This is a genomic window from Vibrio sp. 10N.222.49.C9, from assembly GCF_041474985.1.
Taxonomy (GTDB): domain Bacteria; phylum Pseudomonadota; class Gammaproteobacteria; order Enterobacterales; family Vibrionaceae; genus Vibrio; species Vibrio crassostreae_C.
Window position 1 is genome coordinate 15,041 of sequence record NZ_JBFRVD010000044.1, and the last position, 20,831, is coordinate 35,871.

At 44.3% G+C, this 20,831-nt stretch carries 18 protein-coding genes; 7 read left to right on the forward strand and 11 right to left on the reverse strand.

The annotated features are described in order from the left end of the window. Nucleotides 1-36: 36 nt before the first annotated feature. A complete protein-coding gene (gene phaC / locus AB4585_RS18475; protein ID WP_017072236.1) occupies nucleotides 37-1,863 on the forward strand; it encodes a class I poly(R)-hydroxyalkanoic acid synthase in 1,827 nt (608 codons plus the stop codon). A 127-nt stretch (nucleotides 1,864-1,990) separates the two neighbouring features. On the opposite strand, the gene AB4585_RS18480 is transcribed toward phaC, so the two are convergent. The 6 genes from AB4585_RS18480 to napF all read right to left on the reverse strand — a co-directional run bounded on the left by AB4585_RS18480 (nucleotide 1,991) and on the right by napF (nucleotide 6,632). Beyond that, nucleotides 1,991-2,128 (reverse strand): TIGR02808 family protein, encoded by a 138-nt coding sequence (locus AB4585_RS18480; RefSeq protein WP_010430103.1) that lies wholly within the window; start codon nucleotides 2,126-2,128, stop codon nucleotides 1,991-1,993. An 11-nt stretch (nucleotides 2,129-2,139) separates the two neighbouring features. After that, nucleotides 2,140-2,721, reverse strand: a complete 582-nt coding sequence (locus AB4585_RS18485) for a NapC/NirT family cytochrome c (RefSeq protein WP_009845456.1) — start codon at nucleotides 2,719-2,721, stop codon at nucleotides 2,140-2,142. 29 nt (nucleotides 2,722-2,750) lie between these two features. Continuing rightward, complete coding sequence (locus tag AB4585_RS18490) at nucleotides 2,751-3,212, reverse strand: nitrate reductase cytochrome c-type subunit (protein WP_017062614.1); 462 nt, start codon at nucleotides 3,210-3,212, stop codon at nucleotides 2,751-2,753. Nucleotides 3,213-3,337: 125 nt separating this feature from the next. Continuing rightward, complete coding sequence (gene napA, locus AB4585_RS18495; protein WP_102393131.1) at nucleotides 3,338-5,827, reverse strand: periplasmic nitrate reductase subunit alpha; 2,490 nt, start codon at nucleotides 5,825-5,827, stop codon at nucleotides 3,338-3,340. Further along, on the reverse strand, nucleotides 5,824-6,129 hold the full coding sequence (locus tag AB4585_RS18500) for a chaperone NapD (protein WP_019824440.1): 306 nt from the start codon (nucleotides 6,127-6,129) through the stop codon (nucleotides 5,824-5,826). Before AB4585_RS18500 ends, napA begins: the two co-directional genes overlap by 4 nt. Nucleotides 6,130-6,152: 23 nt before the next feature. Further along, the gene (napF, locus tag AB4585_RS18505; RefSeq protein ID WP_017062611.1) at nucleotides 6,153-6,632 is read right to left on the reverse strand and encodes a ferredoxin-type protein NapF; all 480 of its coding nucleotides are present in this window, start codon (nucleotides 6,630-6,632) and stop codon (nucleotides 6,153-6,155) included. A gap of 253 nt (nucleotides 6,633-6,885) precedes the next feature. Here napF and narQ point away from each other — a divergent pair, with 253 nt between their 5' ends. Both narQ and AB4585_RS18515 read left to right on the forward strand, forming a co-directional pair. Beyond that, on the forward strand, nucleotides 6,886-8,616 hold the full coding sequence (gene narQ, locus AB4585_RS18510) for a nitrate/nitrite two-component system sensor histidine kinase NarQ (protein WP_372155613.1): 1,731 nt from the start codon (nucleotides 6,886-6,888) through the stop codon (nucleotides 8,614-8,616). Beyond that, nucleotides 8,603-9,235 (forward strand): response regulator, encoded by a 633-nt coding sequence (locus AB4585_RS18515; RefSeq protein ID WP_372155612.1) that lies wholly within the window; start codon nucleotides 8,603-8,605, stop codon nucleotides 9,233-9,235. The genes narQ and AB4585_RS18515 overlap by 14 nt, the downstream gene beginning before the upstream one ends. A 202-nt stretch (nucleotides 9,236-9,437) precedes the next feature. Here the strand turns inward: AB4585_RS18515 and dcuC are convergent, their stop codons facing one another. From dcuC to AB4585_RS18535, 4 genes are all read right to left on the reverse strand, one after another. Next, complete coding sequence (gene dcuC / locus AB4585_RS18520; RefSeq protein ID WP_017062608.1) at nucleotides 9,438-10,805, reverse strand: anaerobic C4-dicarboxylate transporter DcuC; 1,368 nt, start codon at nucleotides 10,803-10,805, stop codon at nucleotides 9,438-9,440. 377 nt (nucleotides 10,806-11,182) lie between these two features. After that, nucleotides 11,183-11,434 (reverse strand): hypothetical protein, encoded by a 252-nt coding sequence (locus tag AB4585_RS18525; protein WP_133151380.1) that lies wholly within the window; start codon nucleotides 11,432-11,434, stop codon nucleotides 11,183-11,185. A gap of 23 nt (nucleotides 11,435-11,457) precedes the next feature. Then, nucleotides 11,458-11,658 (reverse strand): hypothetical protein, encoded by a 201-nt coding sequence (locus AB4585_RS18530; protein WP_080582262.1) that lies wholly within the window; start codon nucleotides 11,656-11,658, stop codon nucleotides 11,458-11,460. 232 nt (nucleotides 11,659-11,890) lie between these two features. Further along, a complete protein-coding gene (locus AB4585_RS18535) occupies nucleotides 11,891-12,607 on the reverse strand; it encodes a GntR family transcriptional regulator (protein WP_009845448.1) in 717 nt (238 codons plus the stop codon). Between the two features lie 317 nt (nucleotides 12,608-12,924). On the opposite strand from AB4585_RS18535, the gene mngA reads away from it, so the two are divergent. The 4 genes from mngA (at nucleotide 12,925) to manA (ending at nucleotide 20,137) form a co-directional block, all read left to right on the forward strand. Beyond that, complete coding sequence (gene mngA, locus AB4585_RS18540) at nucleotides 12,925-14,859, forward strand: PTS 2-O-a-mannosyl-D-glycerate transporter subunit IIABC (RefSeq protein WP_372155611.1); 1,935 nt, start codon at nucleotides 12,925-12,927, stop codon at nucleotides 14,857-14,859. A 236-nt stretch (nucleotides 14,860-15,095) separates the two neighbouring features. Further along, the gene (mngB, locus tag AB4585_RS18545) at nucleotides 15,096-17,735 is read left to right on the forward strand and encodes a mannosylglycerate hydrolase (RefSeq protein WP_372155610.1); all 2,640 of its coding nucleotides are present in this window, start codon (nucleotides 15,096-15,098) and stop codon (nucleotides 17,733-17,735) included. A gap of 45 nt (nucleotides 17,736-17,780) precedes the next feature. After that, nucleotides 17,781-18,947: a glycerate kinase gene (locus AB4585_RS18550; protein ID WP_372170533.1), complete on the forward strand. Its 1,167-nt coding sequence runs from the start codon at nucleotides 17,781-17,783 to the stop codon at nucleotides 18,945-18,947. Between the two features lie 2 nt (nucleotides 18,948-18,949). Beyond that, entirely contained in the window at nucleotides 18,950-20,137 is a 1,188-nt protein-coding gene (gene manA, locus AB4585_RS18555; protein WP_017070588.1) for a mannose-6-phosphate isomerase, class I, read from the forward strand. A 231-nt stretch (nucleotides 20,138-20,368) separates the two neighbouring features. On the opposite strand, the gene AB4585_RS18560 is transcribed toward manA, so the two are convergent. After that, nucleotides 20,369-20,659 carry a putative quinol monooxygenase gene (locus AB4585_RS18560; RefSeq protein WP_372170535.1) on the reverse strand — a complete coding sequence of 97 codons (291 nt, stop codon included), beginning with the start codon at nucleotides 20,657-20,659 and terminating at the stop codon, nucleotides 20,369-20,371. Between the last annotated feature and the right edge of the window lie 172 nt (nucleotides 20,660-20,831).

The following is a 20,831-nucleotide window of genomic DNA, read 5'->3' on the forward strand; positions in this document are numbered from 1 at the left end:
GCTCGGTGGCGATTTTCCGATTATTGGAGTCATGTTATGTTTCAACACTTCTTTTCGGACTACCTTGTTAAACTTCAACAAACAAACCAGCAATGGTGGGAAAACTTTGAACAAAACAAGGAAGCCGCGCAATCTCCCCTAAATCAAGCGATGCAAGAGTTGAATTTTGATGATGCGTCAAAAATCTTCGAGCAAGCCGCTAACCAACCCGCCGTTCTCCTTCAGTTACAATCCCAGTGGTGGGAACAGCAACTTAAGATTTGGCAAAATGCCGCACTGATGGGTAATACCGAAAGCGTCATTACTGAAGAGCGCAGTGATAAACGCTTTATTGATGAAGCGTGGAAAAATGACCCGTTTTACAGCTTTATCAAGCAGTCTTATTTGTTATTCAGCAAAAGCTATATAGACACCATTAATTCAATCGAAGGCATAGACGAGAAAACCAAGGAACGTGTGGCGTTCTTTTCACGTCAGGCTATCAATGCTCTTTCTCCTAGTAACTTCATTGCGACTAACCCAGAGTTGATGAAGCTAACGCTTGAGCGCAATGGTGAGAACTTGCTAGATGGGCTAGAGCAGCTACAAGCTGACGTTGAAGCGAGCGCGGATATCCTCAAGATCCGTATGACCAACAATAATGCCTTCCGATTAGGTGTTGATGTTGCGAACACGGAAGGTGATGTCGTTTTTCAAAATGATCTGTTCGAGCTTATTCAATACTACCCAAAAACACCTCAGGTGAACGCCACGCCTTTGTTGATCGTTCCTCCATTCATCAATAAGTACTACATTCTCGACCTTCGTGAAAAGAACTCAATGGTTCGTTGGTTGCTTGAGCAAGGGCACAGCGTCTTCATGATGTCTTGGCGCAACCCAGGTGAAGCGCAAAAAGACTTAGAGTTCGGTGACTATGTCACGGAAGGCGTAGCGAAAGCCGTGACGGCAATTGAAGATATCACGGGTAAAGAGCAAATCAATGCTGCAGGTTACTGCATTGGTGGTACTGTTCTCGCTTCAACGGTCGCTTACTATGCTGCTAAAAGAATGAAGAAACGCATTAAAACTGCGACCTTTTTTACGACTCTATTAGACTTCTCTCAGCCGGGAGAGGTTGGCGCATATATCAATGAAACGATCATTAACGCCATTGAGAAACAGAACGATGCTAAAGGATTCATGGATGGTCGTTCATTAAGCGTGACATTCAGTTTGCTTCGTGAAAACAGCCTGTACTGGAACTACTACATTGATAACTACCTAAAAGGCAGCAGCCCAATGGAGTTTGATCTGTTGTACTGGAACAGTGACAGCACTAACGTTGCTGCTAAGTGCCATAATTTCTTGCTGCGTGAGCTTTACCTTGAGAATAAACTTGTTCAAGACAAAGGCGTGAAAGTAGGCGGTGTCTGGATTGATCTCAATAAGATAAAAATACCAAGCTACTTCATTTCAGCGAAAGAAGATCATATCGCGCTTTGGCAGGGGACTTACCGTGGTGCCTTGAATACCGGTGGCAACAAGACGTTCGTGCTTGGTGAATCTGGTCATATCGCGGGTATTGTTAACCATCCAGATAAGAAGAAGTACGGGTTCTGGCTGAATGACAACCTAGACGACTCGGCGGATGAGTGGCTAACTAATGCGACTCATAATGAGGGGTCTTGGTGGACACACTGGAATCAGTGGCTACAAGGTTTTGAAACTGACGAAAAAATCGAACCTTTCAATCAAGGCTCAGAGCTTAATCCTGTGATTGGCAAAGCGCCAGGCAACTATGTAAAACAGGTGCTGCCGATTGTCGATCAAGAGCAGGTTGATAAAGAGACCGCAGAGAAAGAAGCGCCAGAAAACGAAGCTTAGGGCGTTAAGTCACATTCAATTATAAAGATACACAACGTCAGATAATAAAAAAGCCACTGAAATCAGTGGCTTTTTCGTATCAACTCATATCAGAATTATCTGGTAGAAGTTGATGGAATCTCGATTGTTAATCGATTTCTTTGTCTTTACCCATAGATAAAATCCAAAGAGATACGGCTGCAACACCTGCAAAGCCACCAAGAATGATAACTGGCATAGCGCTGTAACCTAGGATGTGCCAAATTACGCTTTCTAAAGTACTCATTCAAACGCTCCTTATTGCCAGCCTTCAACGCCGTGCATGTCTGGTAGTTTGTGTGCAATACCTTTGTGACAGTCTACACACGTTTTTTCACCAGAAGCTAGCGCAGTCGAGTGTTGTTTCGCACTACGGGGGCTCTGCTCTGAGAAGTCCATGTAATCGAACTGGTGACAGTTACGACACTCAAGTGAATCGTTCTTCTTCAATCGAGCCCATTCGCGTTCCGCTAGGTGAGCACGACGTGCTTTGAACTTTTCTTCAGTATTGATGGTTTTCGCAATAAAGTGTGCGTATAGCTCTTTAGATGCTTGAACCTTACGAACAATTTTATCTGTCCATTCATGAGGAACGTGACAGTCTGAACAGATAGCACGAACACCAGAACGGTTAGAGTAGTGAATTGTCTCTTGGATTTCAGCAACGATAGGTGCGTGACAGCCAGAACAGAATTCTTCCGTGTTGGTTGCCTCCATACCCGTATTGAATGCACCCCAGAACAAAAGACCACCCGAGAAACCCAAGAACAAAACAACGCCTACGGCTGCTTTGCTTGGTGTCGCAAGTCTTTTCCAAAACGCTTTAAGTAATTTTATCATATATAGCCTCTCTTACAGTCCGGCTACGATTAACGCAGTGAATCTACAGGTTTGAACTCGTTCTCAACTAGTGGCTTAGCATTAGCTTGAGGTACGTGACACTGTAGACAGAAGTAACGACGAGGTGATACGTCTGCAAGTACCGCATCTTCACGGTTCATGTAGTGAGTTACACTCACTTTAGTAGCACCCATTTCTTTTGCGTTTTTCCAGCTGTGGCAAGAAAGACACTTGTTAGCGTTAAGAGAAACTTCATAGCTACGAATAGTATGAGGCACTAGAGGTGGTTGGTATACGTAGTCACTCTCAAGTACTTGGTCACGAGGGAACTTTTTGAAGTCATCTGCTGCGCGAGTTGCTTCAAGTTCACTTGCACCACGTAGAGATTCTACGCCACCAATGCCGCCTGGGTTATCCAGTTCAGCTTCAGCTTGAACTGCACCAGCTAGCAAAAGACCAGCTGATAGTAGGGCAGTAATCAGTTTTTTCATGGTTAATTTCTCCGCCTAAAGGCTAATTCTTTGAGTGGACTACTTCTTTCAAAAAGTAACGAAAAAAGCAGTCGCAATATTAAAAACGTCAGATCTACGAGCTAAGTGGTAAGAACATATTGTCCTTAAGCGACCTTAGTGATCTTAACTGGACACTTCTTGTAATCCGTCTGTTTAGACAGAGGATCCGTTGCATCCAAGATCAACTTGTTGATCAGAATTCTTGCATCAAAGAATGGTACGAATACCAAGCCTTGTGGTGGACGGTTACGACCACGAGTTTCAACACGAACGCGTACTTCACCACGTTTGTTTTCGATAAGAACTTCATCACCACGGCGAAGACCACGAGCTTTAGCATCAGCAGGGTGGATGTAACAAAGTGCATCCGGTACTGCTTTGTAAAGTTCTGGTACACGACGAGTCATAGTACCTGTGTGCCAGTGCTCAAGAACACGACCTGTACATAGCCACATATCGTATTCATCGTTTGGTACTTCAGGTGGCGCTTCGTATGGTGCATTGATGATCAGTGCTTTACCATCTGGTTTGCCGTAGAAGTCCCAATCAGAACCTTTCTTAGCATATGGATCTGAACCTTCTTTAAAGCGCCATAGTGTCTCTTTACCGTCAACAACAGGCCAACGTAGACCACGAACTTGGTGGTAGCGATCGTATGGTGCTAAATCGTGACCGTGGCCGCGACCAAAGGCTGCGTATTCTTCGAATAGACCTTTTTGAACGTAGAAACCTTGAGCTTGTGCATCGTCGTTAAGCTCTTGAGCTTCAGACAGTGGGAATGCATCAACGTTGCCGTTTTTGTAAAGCACGTCGTACATGGTTTTGCCACGGTACTCAGGCATTTTCGCAACCAGTTCTTCACCCCAAACTTCTTCAATAGTGAAGCGCTTAGAGAATTCCATGATTTGCCATAGGTCAGACTTAGCTTCACCTACAGTTTTCACTTGTTGGTACCATGCTTGTGTACGACGCTCTGCGTTACCGTAAGCGCCTTCTTTCTCAATCCACATTGCTGTTGGAAGGATGAGGTCAGCCGCTTGAGCTGTTGCCGTTGGGTACGGGTCAGAACATACAATGAAGTTATCTGGGTTACGGTAACCTGGCAGACGTTCAGTGTTGATGTTTGGACCCGCTTGCATGTTGTTGTTACACATTACCCAGTAAGCGTTGATTTTACCGTCTTTCAACATACGGTCTTGAAGAACAGCGTGAGCGCCGGGTACCGGTGGAATGGTGCCTTCTGGAAGTTTCCAGATATCTTCTGCAATTTTACGGTGTTTAGGGTTAGCAACCACCATATCGGCAGGTAAACGGTGAGCGAATGTACCAACTTCACGCGCTGTACCACACGCTGACGGTTGGCCAGTTAGTGAGAATGGGCTGTTACCTGGAGTAGAAATCTTACCTGTAAGAAGGTGGATGTTGTACACAAGGCTGTTCATCCATACGCCACGAGTATGTTGGTTCATACCCATAGTCCAAAGTGACATTACTTTGATGTTTGGATCGGCATATTGCTTAGCCAGCTTGATAAGGTCTTCTTGAGATACACCTGACATTTCAGACGCTTTCTCAACTGTGTATTCAGCAACAGACGCTTTGTAGTCTTCGAAAGAGATAGCAGTCATTTCGCCTGAGTTAGGGTTTGCGGCTGCTTTCTGTAGTGGATCATCGTCACGCAGACCGTAACCGATGTCTGTCGTTGCTTGCTTGAAGTTCGTGTGCTTGTTCACGAAGTCCCAGTTAACGGCATCGTTTTGAATGATGTAGTTAGCAATGAAGTTAGCAATTGCTAGATCTGATTGAGGTTCGAAGATGTAACCCGTGTCTGCAAGCTCGAAAGAACGGTGGTAGTAAGTAGACAGTACGTTTACTTTAACGTGTGGGTGGCTTAGACGACGGTCTGTAATACGAGTCCATAGTACTGGGTGCATTTCTGCCATGTTTGAACCCCACAGTACGAATGCGTCTGCGTGTTCAAAGTCATCGTAACAACCCATTGGCTCATCAATACCGAAAGTGCGCATGAAGCCTACTACAGCAGAAGCCATACAGTGACGAGCGTTTGGATCTATGTTGTTTGAACGGAAACCCGCTTTCATCATCTTAACGGCTGCGTAGCCTTCCATTACTGTCCATTGGCCTGAACCGAACATACCAACACCTGTTGGACCGTTCTTCTTCAGTGAAGCTTTCCATTTCTCAGCCATCACGTCGAACGCTTTGTCCCAAGATACGGGTGCGAAATCACCATCTTTATGGAACTCACCGTCTTTCATGCGAAGTAGAGGAGTCTCAAGACGGTCTTTACCGTACATGATTTTTGAAAGGAAGTAGCCTTTAATACAGTTAAGGCCTTTGTTTACAGGAGCTTCTGGATCGCCTTGAGTCGCAACCACTTTACCGTTTTGAGTACCTACTAGTACTGAACAGCCCGTACCACAAAAACGACAAGGCGCTTTATCCCACGTGATTTTTGTTTGATCAGAGCTAGCAATCAGGTTGGTTGCTGTTGCCGGTAGAGTTACACCTGCAACGGCTGCCGCTGATGCAGCTGCGTTTGCTTTCACAAACGCACGTCTTGTCATTTTCATACTTCACCCTCAAGTTGAGAATTGTTGCTTCCAGTTTCTAAATCCGTTTCGTCCAGTCCAGTCTCGATTTGGTGATAAACCAAAGCTGTCCCTAAAACGTTCGTAATATTATTAATTTCTTCGATGGTGTCCGTTACAAAACCTTGGTTCTCGGTTTCTAGGACCACGATGATTTTGCCTTCAGGGCTGCTGCCGTAAATCTCTGCATTATCGAATTGCTCGATTTGTGCTTTGATCTCGTCTAGATGCTCTGGGCTCACATGCACGACTAAACTTGATATATGCACTTCATTTAGTGCCATAAATTGCTCTCGTTATTTTTGTTTTATGCATTACTCACAAGAATAGCCGAAGTAGGGCAAATTGCTACGCAGGCCCCACAACCGCTACACTCATCTAACTCGATTTTTGGTAGAGCAACACTGCCTGCTCTAAGTTCAAATTGAATGGCCATAGGTTCACACATGTCACCACAGCTTCGGCATTCAACATTTTGTTGCGCTAAACACTTATCAGAGATTTGTGCTTTTGCTTGCCAAGGCTCTCCTTGCTTTGGCTTAAAAATGGGTTCGGGACAAACATCTGCACATTGATAGCAGAACGTACACTCATCAATAGAGAAATCTACAGTGGGAAAACCACCATCGCCTACAATGATTATCTTAGTCTCACAACTCTCGATGCATTTACCGCAGCGAGTACAGTCATCTGTAAAGCTTTCTAGGCTGTCAATCCAAGGCAAACGAATCTGGCTTGAGTCAACTTTTCGTCTTGAAAAAAGACGGCGTTTTGATAGATCTACCACTAGATACCTATAGATGTTACTAAGATATTGTAATTGTAGGTCATTATTCTATTAATATCTTGTAATGAGTCCTCACAAGTAGTGTAGTTTTAGAAACAATTGTATAAATACCCCCTAAGGGCTAATTGGGGGCATATATTGTCTTAGATCAATAAATTACGGAGCGAGTGATCACATATTGAATGGAGCTATGATTTTTGATGTGTGACAATACGATATCGCTGGCAAGTCATTTATCAATAGGAAGGCACTTTTGCTTATAAAACCGGTTTCATCTGTAACAAGTACGATAGCAAAATCTTTGCTCTCTATACTGCTGTTGTCGGTTGCTACGACTGGCTTTGCCATCTTTACTTTGGCTTCAAGTTTGAATGATGCGGAAGCGGTTAACGTGGCCGGTTCAATGCGAATGCAAAGCTACCGTTTAGCCCATGATATTCAAATAGAATCTGTCGATTATGAATCTCATATTCGTGAATTCGAAAGTTCTCTTTACTCGCCATCCATGACCAATTTGGTCAGTTGGAATGTTCCGACAGACATCACAGAAGATTACTATTTAATTATCGGCCGTTGGCATGAGCTAAAACAGGTCTTGAATAGCGAAGAGCGCGATCACTATCTCGTGTTGGTTGAAAACTTCGTGGCTGAAATCGATGGCTTCGTTTATAAGCTGCAAGAGTTCTCTGAAGACAAGTTAATAAAGTTAGCGTGGGCTGGTGGTATCGGCCTTGGTGGGATTCTGGTCATATCTCTTTTTGTTGTTCACTTTGTACGTAAACAGGTTGTTAAACCGCTACATGCTCTTGTCGGTGCGAGCCAAAGAATCAAAAACAGCGACTTCGAGGTAGAACTCAAGGTGACCAGTAACAACGAAATGGGCATTTTGACCAAAACCTTCAACTCGATGGCCAAAGATTTAGGCGTGCTTTATCGAAACCTTGAAGATGTGGTGGATGCAAAGACGATTGAGCTGCAAAATGCGAACCAGTCGCTGCAGGCACTTTATAACTCGTCACAAGAGCTCACGGTGACGCGTATTGCTCCTGAAAACTTCCGAGCTATCTTGCAGCATCTCGTGAGCTTGGAAGGGATTGGATCACTGAGGCTCGAGATTGTCGATAACTCAGGCCGTTCATTGATTATGGATGAAGGTTACGATTCGAATTTAGACTACGAAAAGTTTGAGATGAAACTCGACGATAACGAACTTATTCTCGGCTATTTATACTGTTCATATCACCACGGGCACTCAACTAAAGCTCTGATCGAAAGCTTCATTCAACTGCTATCGAGAGCGATCTACTACAATCGTGCTCAAAAGAAAGCTGAACAGCTTATTATCATGGAAGAGCGTGCCACGATTGCACGTGAACTCCACGATTCATTGGCTCAATCACTGTCGTACTTGAAAATTCAAGTTACACTATTAAAGCGTGTGATTGGCAAACTGCCAGAGCAACAGCACCGAGAGCAATCTGAACAAATCGCGTCTGAGATCGGAAACGGCTTAGCCGACGCTTATACCCAGTTAAGAGAGCTACTCACCACATTTAGGTTGACCATTAAAGAGGGCAACTTTGGAGACGCCTTAAGTACCATGCTTGAGGCGCTCAGCGAGAGAACCGATGCGAAGATTAACCTCACTAATAATCTCTCATCGATCGAGCTTGATGCGCATAGTCAGGTTCACTTGCTTCAATTGATTCGTGAAGCAACAATAAATGCAATAAAACACGCCAATGCCGACTTAATAGATGTATGCTGTATCGATGAGGACGGTGAAGTATTAGTCGTGATAAAAGATAATGGAGATGGCTTTGACTCAAGTAGTTCCAAGGTGAACCACTACGGGATGAGCATTATGCAGGAGCGTGCGGTAAGACTGAATGGCGACTTGACGATTGAAGCGGCGCAAGGTGAAGGCTGTACAGTCATATTGAAATATAAAAGTTTGAAGGAAGTTAAAGTTGACGATTTGTAAAGTAATGCTGGTTGATGATCATCCATTGATGCGCAGAGGTATAAGCCAATTACTGAGCTTTGAAGACGAATTCGAAGTGATTGCAGAAGCAAGTAACGGCACTGAAGCGGTTGCTCTTGCTCATGAAGAAGAACCTGATTTGATCCTTTTGGATCTCAATATGAAGGGCATGTCTGGTTTAGATACCTTGAAAGCACTTCGCACTGACGGTTCTAGCGCAAACATTGTTATTCTAACGGTTTCTGATAGCCCTGCAGACATTGAAGCGATTGTAAAAGCAGGCGCTGATGGCTACTTGTTGAAAGACACTGAACCCGATGAGTTAATTGAACTGCTTAAGCAAGCAAACAGCGGTGACAAGGCTTACAGCAGTGTGGTTGCTCGTTACCTAAATGATGCTGGAAGCCGCAATGATATCTTCGAACAACTGACTGAACGTGAAATGCAGATCCTTCAAGAAGTCGCGAAAGGTTACCGTAATAAGCAGATCGCCGATCACCTGTTTATTTCTGAATCGACAGTTAAGGTACATATGAAAAGCTTGTTGAAAAAGCTGCAAGTGCCTTCCCGTACCGCTGCAACGGTTCTGTATCTAGAACGCTATGGTGAAATGAAGTAGGGCTTGTTCCTTTGAGATAACACTATTTCAAGCCTGACTGTTTATACATTTTGTACATGTCTCGATAGTTTTAACGATGTTGAGAAAGTGACATTAAAAAAGGCGCTGAACTTATTAAGTTCAGCGCCTTTTTGTTTACGCATTTTATATTCAGTATTGGTGTTCGTTTGTTCTTCGTTCTTTGAGATTAGAAACTTAAGGCTTACGCCGACATTGGAACCAATACAAGCGTACCGAAGATAACCGTAATAAGACCACAGATTACCGGTACAGACGTACGTTTTACGACTTCAAATGGGCTGATTTTACCCATACCAGAAGTCGCTACGATTACGCCAGATACTGGTGAAATTGTACGACCTAGGTTCGATGCTTGAAGCATTGGGATGATTAGGAACGCTGGGTTCAAGCCCATTTTCGCCGCTAATGATGGAGCCAGTTCTACGAATGCATAGAAAGGTGCATTACCTGAACCTGTCGCAATTGCCGCAGCAACCGTTAGACCTGTGAGGATAAGCATCAATGCGATGCCGCCTGCGCCTGCAGATTCGGCAAGACCGATTAGGTTATCAATTGCACCGATAGACATTAGACCTTGAGCAAATACGCCCGCCGCAACCAACAGCATTACCACGCCTTTGAACGCGTCAGCCATGCCTTGGTAGCAAGAGTCTAGATCTTCTAGTGTTTTCTCGCCATCAAACTTCTTAACAACGTAATCGATAACTGCGCCTACGAAGATAGAACCTACCACAATAGTGTAGATATCAAGTGAAAGCCCTGGAATCGTACGACCGTTGAATAGGAAAACGCCGATGATAGGTAGGAATGGAAGTGCAGCGTAGAAAGCCGGCGCCGTTGTTTCGATTTCAGAAACGTCTACTTTTTCCATTGGTGTGTTTTCTTTCTTATCTAGGTATTTGTTCCAGAAGAAAGCCGCACCCGCCATCACGATGATCGCACAGATAGAAACAGGCAGTACCGTTTGAACAGCAAACACATCAAGAGACATGCCTGATTTTTCTGCCGCGATAACCACATCACCAGACGTTGGTGAAAGAATGATGGCTGCAGGTGACGCACAAACTGCAACTGCCGCTGGGCGAGAAATACCCATTGCCGTCATCATTGGGAATAGGGTTGCCATCAATAGCACACCAAGACCCGTTGCAGAACTTACTGCTAGAGACATCAGACACGCTACGATGTAAGCCGCAACAAGAAGTACATAGGGAGATTTGATCGCAGCAAGCGGTTTAGAGAACTGTTTCACTACCACGTTGTTAGCACCAATGTGCGTCATGTAAGAAGCAAAACCACAAAGAAGCATGATTTGCATGCCTAGGCCGCCCCCGCGGTACTGAAGCATGTATTTAACAAATTCTAGTGAGTCGGTAACCATGTTACCTGTTGAAGCTACCTTAGCTGGTAAGACTGTGTGACCAATAAGGCCGGTGATAAGAAGTAGGGCAAGGCCAGCAGTTAGTAATACACCCGCCGCTTTATAGCCTTTTACAATAAAGTAACCAACAGCAATAGTAATCACTAATCCGATCAAGAGCTCTAACATAGAAATCTCCACAAAGTTTAAAAAATATAAGAAAGTGTTTCAGAATATGACAATGAATGTACAGAAAACTGCACTGTGGCACGAGGCATAGTTGAGGTTGATATGATCTAAGACAAACATTTTTTTCGATGTTAATTGTGGTTGTAAATCGTGAATAACTACTGTTGTTTAGATGTTAATAAACAAATTTTGTGGCTTGTTAGAATATAACTTGGATCACCTTTGGTTGTTCTATTTGCATATGGTGGTGTTGTTTTATAAATCGCGAGTATTTTTTGTACTTTGGAAGGAAACGTGTAACGAGGTGGGTATTTATCGGAGTAAAGAGGTGAGAATCTTAGCTTTTAAGCTTACTTACATTTAAAGATTACTTATGTTTAACGCCTACTTACTTCCCATAAGTAAGCGCTAAAACACAAGTTATAATAAGGCGATTCTTCAGCTTCTTCGTTTAACTCAGAACCTTCATTTAATACGACTTCGTCCTCGAGTACCACTTCTTCAACTTCTTCTGCGAATAGGGGCATAGAGAAAGCGATTAGAACTAAAGGTAGCTTTGGTAGGAATCGTGTGTATGAAATTGTATTTGCTAATGGGTGCGATGTTCGTGAGATAGTGTGTTTCGACATAATGGTTTTGTATATAAAGTGATTTAACACGACGAACTAAGTGTTAGTCTGATGAGTAGACAGTGATCGAATCGAACCGTTGGCATTGTCGGCGCAGGTTCCATCGCAATCGACTCCCAATTCATTTTTGGGGTCGGAATGGTATGCACGGATTGGATTAAGTGGAGGTGCTGATTGAATAAGCTCACTTCACTTACAGCGTCCTCAAGTTGTTTGGTATTCATCTACATTCCTGTCGACTGTTGTTCTTGTCATTTTGCGCTTAGTTTATGGTCAAAGCGCCAGAACAGTATTTAAATGAATGTGAATGATCTTTCGTGAGGTTACTTGATATTGGTTTAGGAATATTTGGGGAGGAAAGTTGGGTTTATGATTGAAATAACAGCTCAGAAACACAGAGAACAAGGCGCTCTCTGTGTTGGTCATTTTGCTACTATCGAAACTTGCTGATGAGCATTATCTCTGGCGTCTTGCGACCAAAGTAAATCGGTAATCGTTAGACGTGAAGTAGTTACGGCTGTATTCAAACACCGTGTTATTGGCGAGGTAACCGCGAGTACGTTTTTCAATGATAGGCTGAGCTGGGTCAATACCTAACTGTTTAGCAACGTCTTCAGGCGGAAGAATCGGTACCAATTCCTGCTCACTTCGATCAATCACCATGCCTTTGGTGTTCTCAATAAAGTCGTATTTTGATGTCTGCATCACTTGATAGGTGAGATCTGGGAATAGGGCAACAGGTAACCAAGTTTCTTCAACCGTGATTGGATTGTTGTCTATGAAACGAACACGTTTTACGTAGAAAACCAATTCGCCTTCTTTGATATCTAAATGTTCAGACATCGCCAAAGAACACGGCTTCATTTCGAAGGCCAGAACTTCACTGTGTGTAACCACATCCAAATGCGCCCACTTTTCTTGAAAGCTCGACTGTTTGTAGATGTCGTAATTGATCTTGTTCTCTTTGACGTAAGTACCACTACCTTGAACGCTTTCCAGCTCATCGTTTTCGATCAGTAGTTTCAGCGCCTGTCTAACCGTTACACGACTTACCGAGAATACTTCACGCAATTGCGCTTCCGTTGGGAGTGCTTCTCCAACTTTATATTCACCAGAACTGATCTTTTCTCTTATTGCATCGGCGATTTGGCGATACATAGGGAGTCTTGCCATTTTTGCCTCATTTGTGCGCTAGGACAACTAGACTTTGATTAACAACCTGTACCTTAAATACGTAAATTTGCTCTATATAAGCCTTGCTTAAAAGGTTAGTGTGAGCGTCGTATCGGCGTTTTGTAGTACATATAATACAAATTAAACGATACATAACAAGCTTTCTTAAAGGATTTACCAATACGATTTAAATACAAATTAAATACAAATATGTATTGATGAGATCGTGATCACGGATTAAATGTCTTGAAGTTGTATTATTCTTCTCGTCGACAGGGACGACTGTCGTACTAATCCGTGACTATGGGACAAAGGTTATGAAACTTACTACTCTAACGAATAAGTCGCTCGTAAATCTGCAAACTACGTTTAGCAGTCGAGAAGAAGCGATTTACGCACTTGCTGACCAACTGGATCAGCAAGGCAAACTGCATAACAAGCAAGAGTACCTTGATGCAGTATTTGCTCGTGAAGAGCAAGGCCCGACAGCGCTTGGTGAAGGCCTAGCAGTACCGCATGGCAAGACTGACGCGGTTAAAGAAGCTGGCTTCGCTGTAGCAACGCTTAAAGAAGACATGAAATGGAAAGGCTTGGATGAAGACGAAGATGTAAATCTTATCTTCCTAATTGCGATTCCAAATGCAGAAGCGGGTTCTACCCACATGCACCTGCTGACCGAACTGACAACCACATTGGTTGATGACGATGTTCGTGAAGCAGTATTAAAAGCAACAACCGCTGATGAAATCTTCGCGCTTCTTGATGGCGATAATCAGCAAGAAGAAAAACAAGACAACTTAGATACAAATGCGCCGACAATTGTATGCGTTACTGCTTGCCCTGCAGGTATTGCTCATACTTATATGGCGGCAGAATACCTAGAAAAAGCCGGCAAAAAGCTTGGCTACAAGGTTCATGTTGAAAAGCAGGGCGCAAACGGTATTGAAGATCGCTTAACTGCGGAACAACTTAATAATGCTGTAGCGTGTGTGTTTGCTGCTGAAGTTGCGATTAAAGAATCTGAGCGCTTTAATGGCATTCCTCGTGTTGAAACCCCAGTTGCAGAACCGATTAAGCACGGTGAACGCATTCTTAATGAAGCGATTGAAGAGTCGAAAAAAGGTAACGGTGCAGAACGTAAAGTTGCTACCGATGACAAACCGAAGAAACTACCGTTGAAAACTGAGCTTAAACAAGCACTGCTTTCTGGTATTTCTTACGCGGTTCCTCTTATCGTTGCTGGTGGTACTGTTCTTGCGGTTGCTGTTCTTATCGCGCAAATTTTTGACCTGCAAGAGCTCTACGCAACAAAAGATTCTTGGCTATGGATGTATCGCAAACTAGGTGGCGGCCTATTAGGTACATTGATGGTGCCAGTACTGGCGGCTTACACAGCTTACTCATTAGCAGATAAACCGGCACTTGGTCCTGGTTTTGCCGCAGGTATTGCAGCAAACATCATTGGTTCAGGTTTCCTTGGTGGTGTCGTTGGTGGTTTGATTGCGGGTTACGTGATGCGCTGGGTGAAAGAGCATGTTCGCTTGGGCCCTGCATTTAACGGTTTCCTTACTTTCTACCTTTACCCGGTGATTGGTACTTTGGTAGCAGGTAGCTTAATGCTGTTTGTTATCGGTAAACCTGTTGCGTTCCTAAACCAAGGTCTGACGGATTGGTTGAACGGTATGTCAGGCACTAACGCTCTGCTTCTAGGTGCGATTCTTGGCCTGTTTGTATCATTCGACTTGGGTGGTCCGGTAAACAAAGCCGCTTACGCATTCTGTTTAGGTGCAATGGCGAACGGTGTTTATGGCCCATACGCAATCTTTGGTTCAGTAAAAATGGTATCAGCGTTCACCGTAACGGCTTCAACCATGATTGCTCCACGCCTATTCAAAGACTTTGAGATTGAAACCGGTAAATCTACATGGCTACTTGGCCTAGCGGGTATTACCGAAGGTGCAATCCCAATGGCGATTGAAGATCCAATCCGTGTAATCGGTTCATTCTTACTAGGCTCTGTGGTTACAGGTGCAATGGTTGGTGCGGCAGGTATTGGTCTATCGACTCCGGGCGCAGGTATCTTCTCTATCTTCTTGTTACACGATTCTGGTTTAGGCGCATTCTCTGCTGCTGCTATCTGGTTCGGTGCTGCGATTGTCGGCACAGTGATTTCAACCATTACTCTTCTGATGTGGCGTGGTCACGCTGTAAAAAAGGGTAAGTTTGAAGCAAGTACTGCAACACAGAACTAACTGAATTTTGAGTTAGCTCCTAACTCACTACGAAATCAATATATAAGAAATAACAAACAACTGGCTGTCCTAAATACCTGTGCTCCTAACGGTTTTATTCACACAGATTCTGGGCGTGGTTTTCTGCACCCTAAATTTAGTGGCAGCCAATTTTAACCCCTTGAAAAAATTTAATTTAGTCGTATTTGGGTTCGAACTTTAGTTTTACTCGAAGCGACACATTTAGGTAAATGATTATGACTACATCACGCGTACATATTACTCCTCACATGCACTGGGATCGTGAATGGTATTTCACAACAGAAGAGTCTCGTATTCTTCTTGTGAACAACATGGAAGAAATCATGAACCGTCTGGAGAGCGATCCAGAATACAAATACTACGTTCTAGATGGTCAAACCGCCGTTTTAGAAGACTACTTCGCAATCAAACCAGAAAACACAGAGCGCGTAAAAGCATTGGTTGAAGCGGGCAAGTTAATTATTGGCCCTTGGTATTCTCAAACCGACACAATGCAAGTTTCTGGTGAGTCAATTGTACGCAACATGATGTATGGCATTCGTGACTGTATGAAATTTGGCGATGCAATGAAGATCGGTTACCTACCAGATTCATTCAGCATGAGCTCACAGCTGCCGATGATCTACAACGGTTTCGACATCACGCGTGCAATGTTCTGGCGTGGTTGTTCAGAACGTCATGGCACGAATAAAACAGAATTCTTATGGCAATCAAACGACGGCAGTGAAGTAACGGCACAAGTGCTTCCGCTGGGTTACGCGATTGGTAAATACCTTCCACAAGACGAAGAAGGCTTGCGTGCTCGTTTAGATAAGTACTTCCCAGTGCTAGAAAAGCCATCGGTGACTAAAGATATCTTGCTACCGAACGGCCACGACCAAATGCCGATTCAAAAAGACATCTTTGAAGTAATGGACAAGCTTCGCGAAATCTACCCAGATCGTGAATTCTCAATGAGCCGTTACGAAGAAGTGTTCGAGAAAGTAGAAGCGGCGCGCGACCAACTCGACACAATCAAAGGCGAGTTCAACGACGGTAAATACATGCGTGTTCACCGTACGATCTCTTCTACGCGTATGGACATCAAACTGATCCACGCAGAAATCGAAAACAAGATTGTAAACATCTTAGAACCGCTAGCGTCTATCGCTTGGACATTAGGTTTTGAATACCACCACGGTTTGATTGAGAAAATGTGGAAAGAGAGCATGAAGAACCACGCTCATGACTCTATTGGTTGCTGTTGTTCAGACAAGGTACACGCTGAAATCTTAAACCGTTACATCCTTGCTGACGACATGGCGACCAACCTGATTCACTTCTACAAGCGTAAGATTGTTGACCACATGCCAGATCGCGAAGGTTGCGACAAACTGGCGATGTTCAACCTTTCTCCATACGAGCGTGAAGAAGTGGTTAACACCACTATCACTATCCGTGCTCAAGAGTTCTCTATCTTTGATGAAAACGAAAACCTAGTTGAGTACTTCATCCAAGACAAGCGCCAAATTGACCCGGGTAAAGTAGACCGTCAAATCGTTCACTACGGTAACTACGACCCGTTCATGGAGTTTGATATTCAAATCAAACGCATTGTGCCAGCGATGGGCTTCACCACGTTACACATCCAAGGTAACGAGAAGGGTGCAGTAAAAGTTGCAGAACAAAAAGACTACTTACTAGAGAACGAGTACTACCGAATCAATGTAAACGACAACGGTACTCTGACTATTTTCGATAAAGAGACAGAGCAAGTATTCGACCAAGTACTTCGTTTGGAAGACGGTTCTGATGACGGTGATGAGTACGATTACTCTCCATCTCGTCAAGAATGGTTACTGTATTCAGACGAGTTCCCAGTCGAAACATCGATTGACCACCAAGGCTTCCAATCGGTAGCGAACATCGCTTTCCGAATGAACGTACCTGCAAACCTTGCAGAGCGTGAAGAACGCACGGGTCAAAACGGATTCGTTGAAGCGCAATGCCAAGTGGTATTGAAGCAAGGTTCTCGCCGCATTGAAGTACGTATGGAACTAGACAACCAAGCCGACGACCACCGTGTACGTGTCTTAGTACCAACGCCATTCGTTTCTGAAACTGTGGTTGCAGACAACCAGTTCGGTTGTATTACTCGACCAACCAATGACCCTGCTATGGCGGTTTGGGAAGAAGAGAAGTGGAAAGAAGCACCGGTTCCGGTTTACCAACTGATGAACTTCGCTGCATTAGAAAACGGCAAAGCGGGCATGGCGATTATGTCGAATGGTCTACGTGAATTTGAGGTGATTGCATCTCAAGGTGACGAAAACCGAGATACCTTCGCACTGACACTGTTCCGTGGTATCGGCGTGTTGGGTAAAGAAGAGCTATTGCTTCGCCCAGGCCGTCCATCAGGCATCAAGATTCCGACACCAGATTCGCAAGTGCGCGGTAAGTTAGTGTGTGAATTCACGTTGTGCGGTTTCTCTGGTAACCATATTGACGCGAACATCATGGCGCAAGCACGTGACAATGTCACTCAAATCGAATGCTACAACAAGATCCCTTACAACGCGATGAAGCTCAACGTGGGTGAGCAGAACCTACCTATGAGTTTTAGCCTTCTGTCTAAGCAACAATCAGGCGCGGTGTTGAGTGTGCTGAAGAAAGCGGAAGACGAAGATGCACTGATCATGCGTGTCTACAACCCGGCAGAATCGGGTTCAGTATCGGATTCAATCTCTTTTACTCAAGCGGTTTCAAGCTGGAAAGAGACAAGCATGGACGAGCGCGTACGCGAAGGTGATGTAGCATCTGAAGAGTTCGGCCAGATAGCACCTTGCCAAGCAAAAACATTCCAAATCAAATTCTAATTTCGATAACCCGCTCACCTTGGTGGGCGGGAATGGTGAACGACAATGAAAATTGTAATTGCCCCTGATTCATTTAAAGAATCACTCGACGCTCATCAAGTTGCGTCTTGCATTGAGCGTGGATTTGCCGATGTTTTCCCTTACGCAGAGTTTGTGAAAATGCCACTCGCCGATGGCGGAGAAGGCACGGTAGACGTGTTGCTAGAGGCGCTCAATGGTAAGAAGCAACGGCTGCACACGACGGATCCAATCGGGCGTGAATGTACGGCTTATTGGGCTTCGTTGGAACAGACTGTTGATGGCGCCAACGTAAAAACTGCCTTGGTGGAATTTGCTCAAGCATCGGGTTTAGACCTATTAACCGTAGAAGAAAGAGCACCGTTAACCGCATCTTCGTTTGGTACTGGGCTATTGATCAAAGATGCACTAGATCAAGGTGTTGAACAAATCATTATTGGTTTGGGCGGCAGCGCAACCAATGATGCAGGTGCTGGCATCTTACAAGCGTTGGGAGGCAAGTTATTAGACAAGCAAGGCAACGAGCTATCTGGTGGCGGCGCCGAATTAAGCCGGTTAGCAAGCATCGATCTTGAAGGACTGCACCCTAGATGCAAAGAAGTGACGTTCGTGGTCGCGTGTGATGTGAATAATCCATTATGTGGCGAAAGCGGAGCCAGTAATGTGTTTGGTCCGCAAAAAGGCGCATCAAAAGCTCAAGTTGAACAACTTGATACTGCGATCGGGCACTTTGCCGATATCGCTCAAGCACATACGGGTACTAATCATCGCGACACAGCTGGATTTGGTGCTGCTGGTGGTACACCTCTGGGGTTAAGTCTTGCATTCAATATCCAAATTAAAGCGGGTATTGAGATGGTATTAGATGCCTTGGATGCAGATAAGGTTCTTGAAGGTGCTTCACTGGTCGTGACCGGAGAGGGGCAGATGGACAACCAAACCCTGCAAGGTAAAACACCTTTCGGCATCGCTCAGCGAGCTCAAAAGTTGAGTATTCCAACCATTGGAATTGCGGGCTCTTTGGGGCAAGACGTTGAAAAACTTTACGGCTCAATGTCTAGCTTATTTGGAACCGTACGTTCACCTCAGTCTTTAGACCAAGTTTTATCAGAAGCGAATCAAAACCTGACTCGCACTGCCCGTAATATCGCCGCCACGCTCAAGCTTGGTAGCCAGATTTTTAATGAGAAGTAATTATGTCTCTATTTAAACTCGACAACGTTATTCAAAACTACGCATGGGGAAGCAAAGACTCCATTAACCAATTGTTTGGTATTGTGAACCCAAACCAGGAACCTCAAGCAGAAATATGGATGGGTGCTCATCCAAATGGTTGTTCAAAGGTAGGCGATACCGGTGAATCGCTTTCTCACATGATTGATGAAAACAAAATCGATGTCTTAGGCGGATACACGGCGGCACGTTTCGGTGAATTGCCTTTCTTGTTTAAGGTGTTGGCCGCTGAAACACCGTTATCGATTCAGGTTCACCCGAACAAGCGAAAATCAGAATTAGGTTTTGAGCGTGAGAATGCACTTGGTATCCCTTTGAATGCGTCTAATCGCAACTACAAAGATCCAAACCATAAACCTGAGTTGGTTTATGCGTTGACCTTCTACAAAGCGATGAATGGCTTTCGTCCAATCGACGACATTATTGCCTTGTTCGAAGAAGCGGATATTCCTTCGTTAGCGATTGAGCTTAATGTACTAAAAGCTAATGCCGACAGTGATTCTTTGAAGTCGTTCTTTAGCGCCATTATGTCTCTTGAAGGTGACCGCAAAGCGTCTGCGCTTAATGAGCTTTATGCTGCACATGCGCGACCAGCCAAAACGGTCATGGGGCGTGAAGCTCTTCAATACAGCATCGAATTCAAACAGCATTATCCAGGTGATATTGGCTTATTTGCGCCATTAATGCTTAACACGGTTGAGCTGGCGCCCGGTGAAGCGATGTTCCTGTTCGCAGAAACCCCACATGCTTATGTTCAAGGTACGGGTTTAGAGATTATGGCAAACTCAGACAATGTGCTGCGTGCCGGTCTCACTCCCAAATATATCGATGTCCCTGAGCTTATCGACAACACAATCTTTGAGCCGATTAAGCCAGAAGATATCCGCCTTAAGCCTGTATTGAAAGAGGGCAAGATGAGTTATCCGATTCCAGTGGATGACTTTGGCTTTGATATCTTGTCTGCGACTGATGAGAGCAAGTCACAGTATCTACGTAGCGCGGAGATCTTGTTCTGTGTGGAAGGAGAGGCGACCGTCACTTCAGAAGGACGGTCAGTTTCGCTTAAGCCCGGAGAATCAGTCTTTGTAAGTAGTAATTCAAGTGTTTACCAATATCAAGGGAATGGCATTTTGGCTCGTGCTTTTAACTAGTGCCCCCGTGCTAGCGATCAGCAAAAGAAATGTCAGAGTGCCACTGTAAAGAGGCACTCAATATTGGATTGATGGTTGTTACCTATCTGTCTTTGACAGTCATGATTATTGACCATACCCGCTACTCTGGCGGGTTTTTTCATTATTAGAATGAGCAGATATAAGCTTGTAGAAACGAAAAACCCTGCGATCAGAGCAGGGTTTTCTATTGAATCAGTACAGAGTGACTGGTTAGGCAATGTGCGTCATTTTATTAAGCACAAAGGTTTCGATACAATCTTCAGTCGCAGCCATGTAGTCAGCGATGTGTTGGCTCGCTAAGTGTTTCTCTAGATGAACTTCAGACTCCCAGTTCTCATGAAAAACGAAGTGAGCAGGGTTACTGTTATCTTGGTGCAGATCGTAGTTAATACAGCCGTCTTCAACACGGGTTTTATCGATCAATTTAATCATCTCAGCTTTTACAAGCTCAGTTTTGTCTTCTTTAGAGACGATCGTTGCAATAATAGTCAGTTTGCTCATTTTCAATTCCTTCGCTTTAAACTCGGTAAGTTTAAGTAATATAAGTATAAATTCAGAATGAAGAAAGAGTTCTGAAATCCAATAACTATGGTTCTTACCATCCACAATTCAAACTCGAGAGCATAGGGCCAGAGCCGAGTAGGTTATGCTTATTAAAAAAAGCCCTCATAGC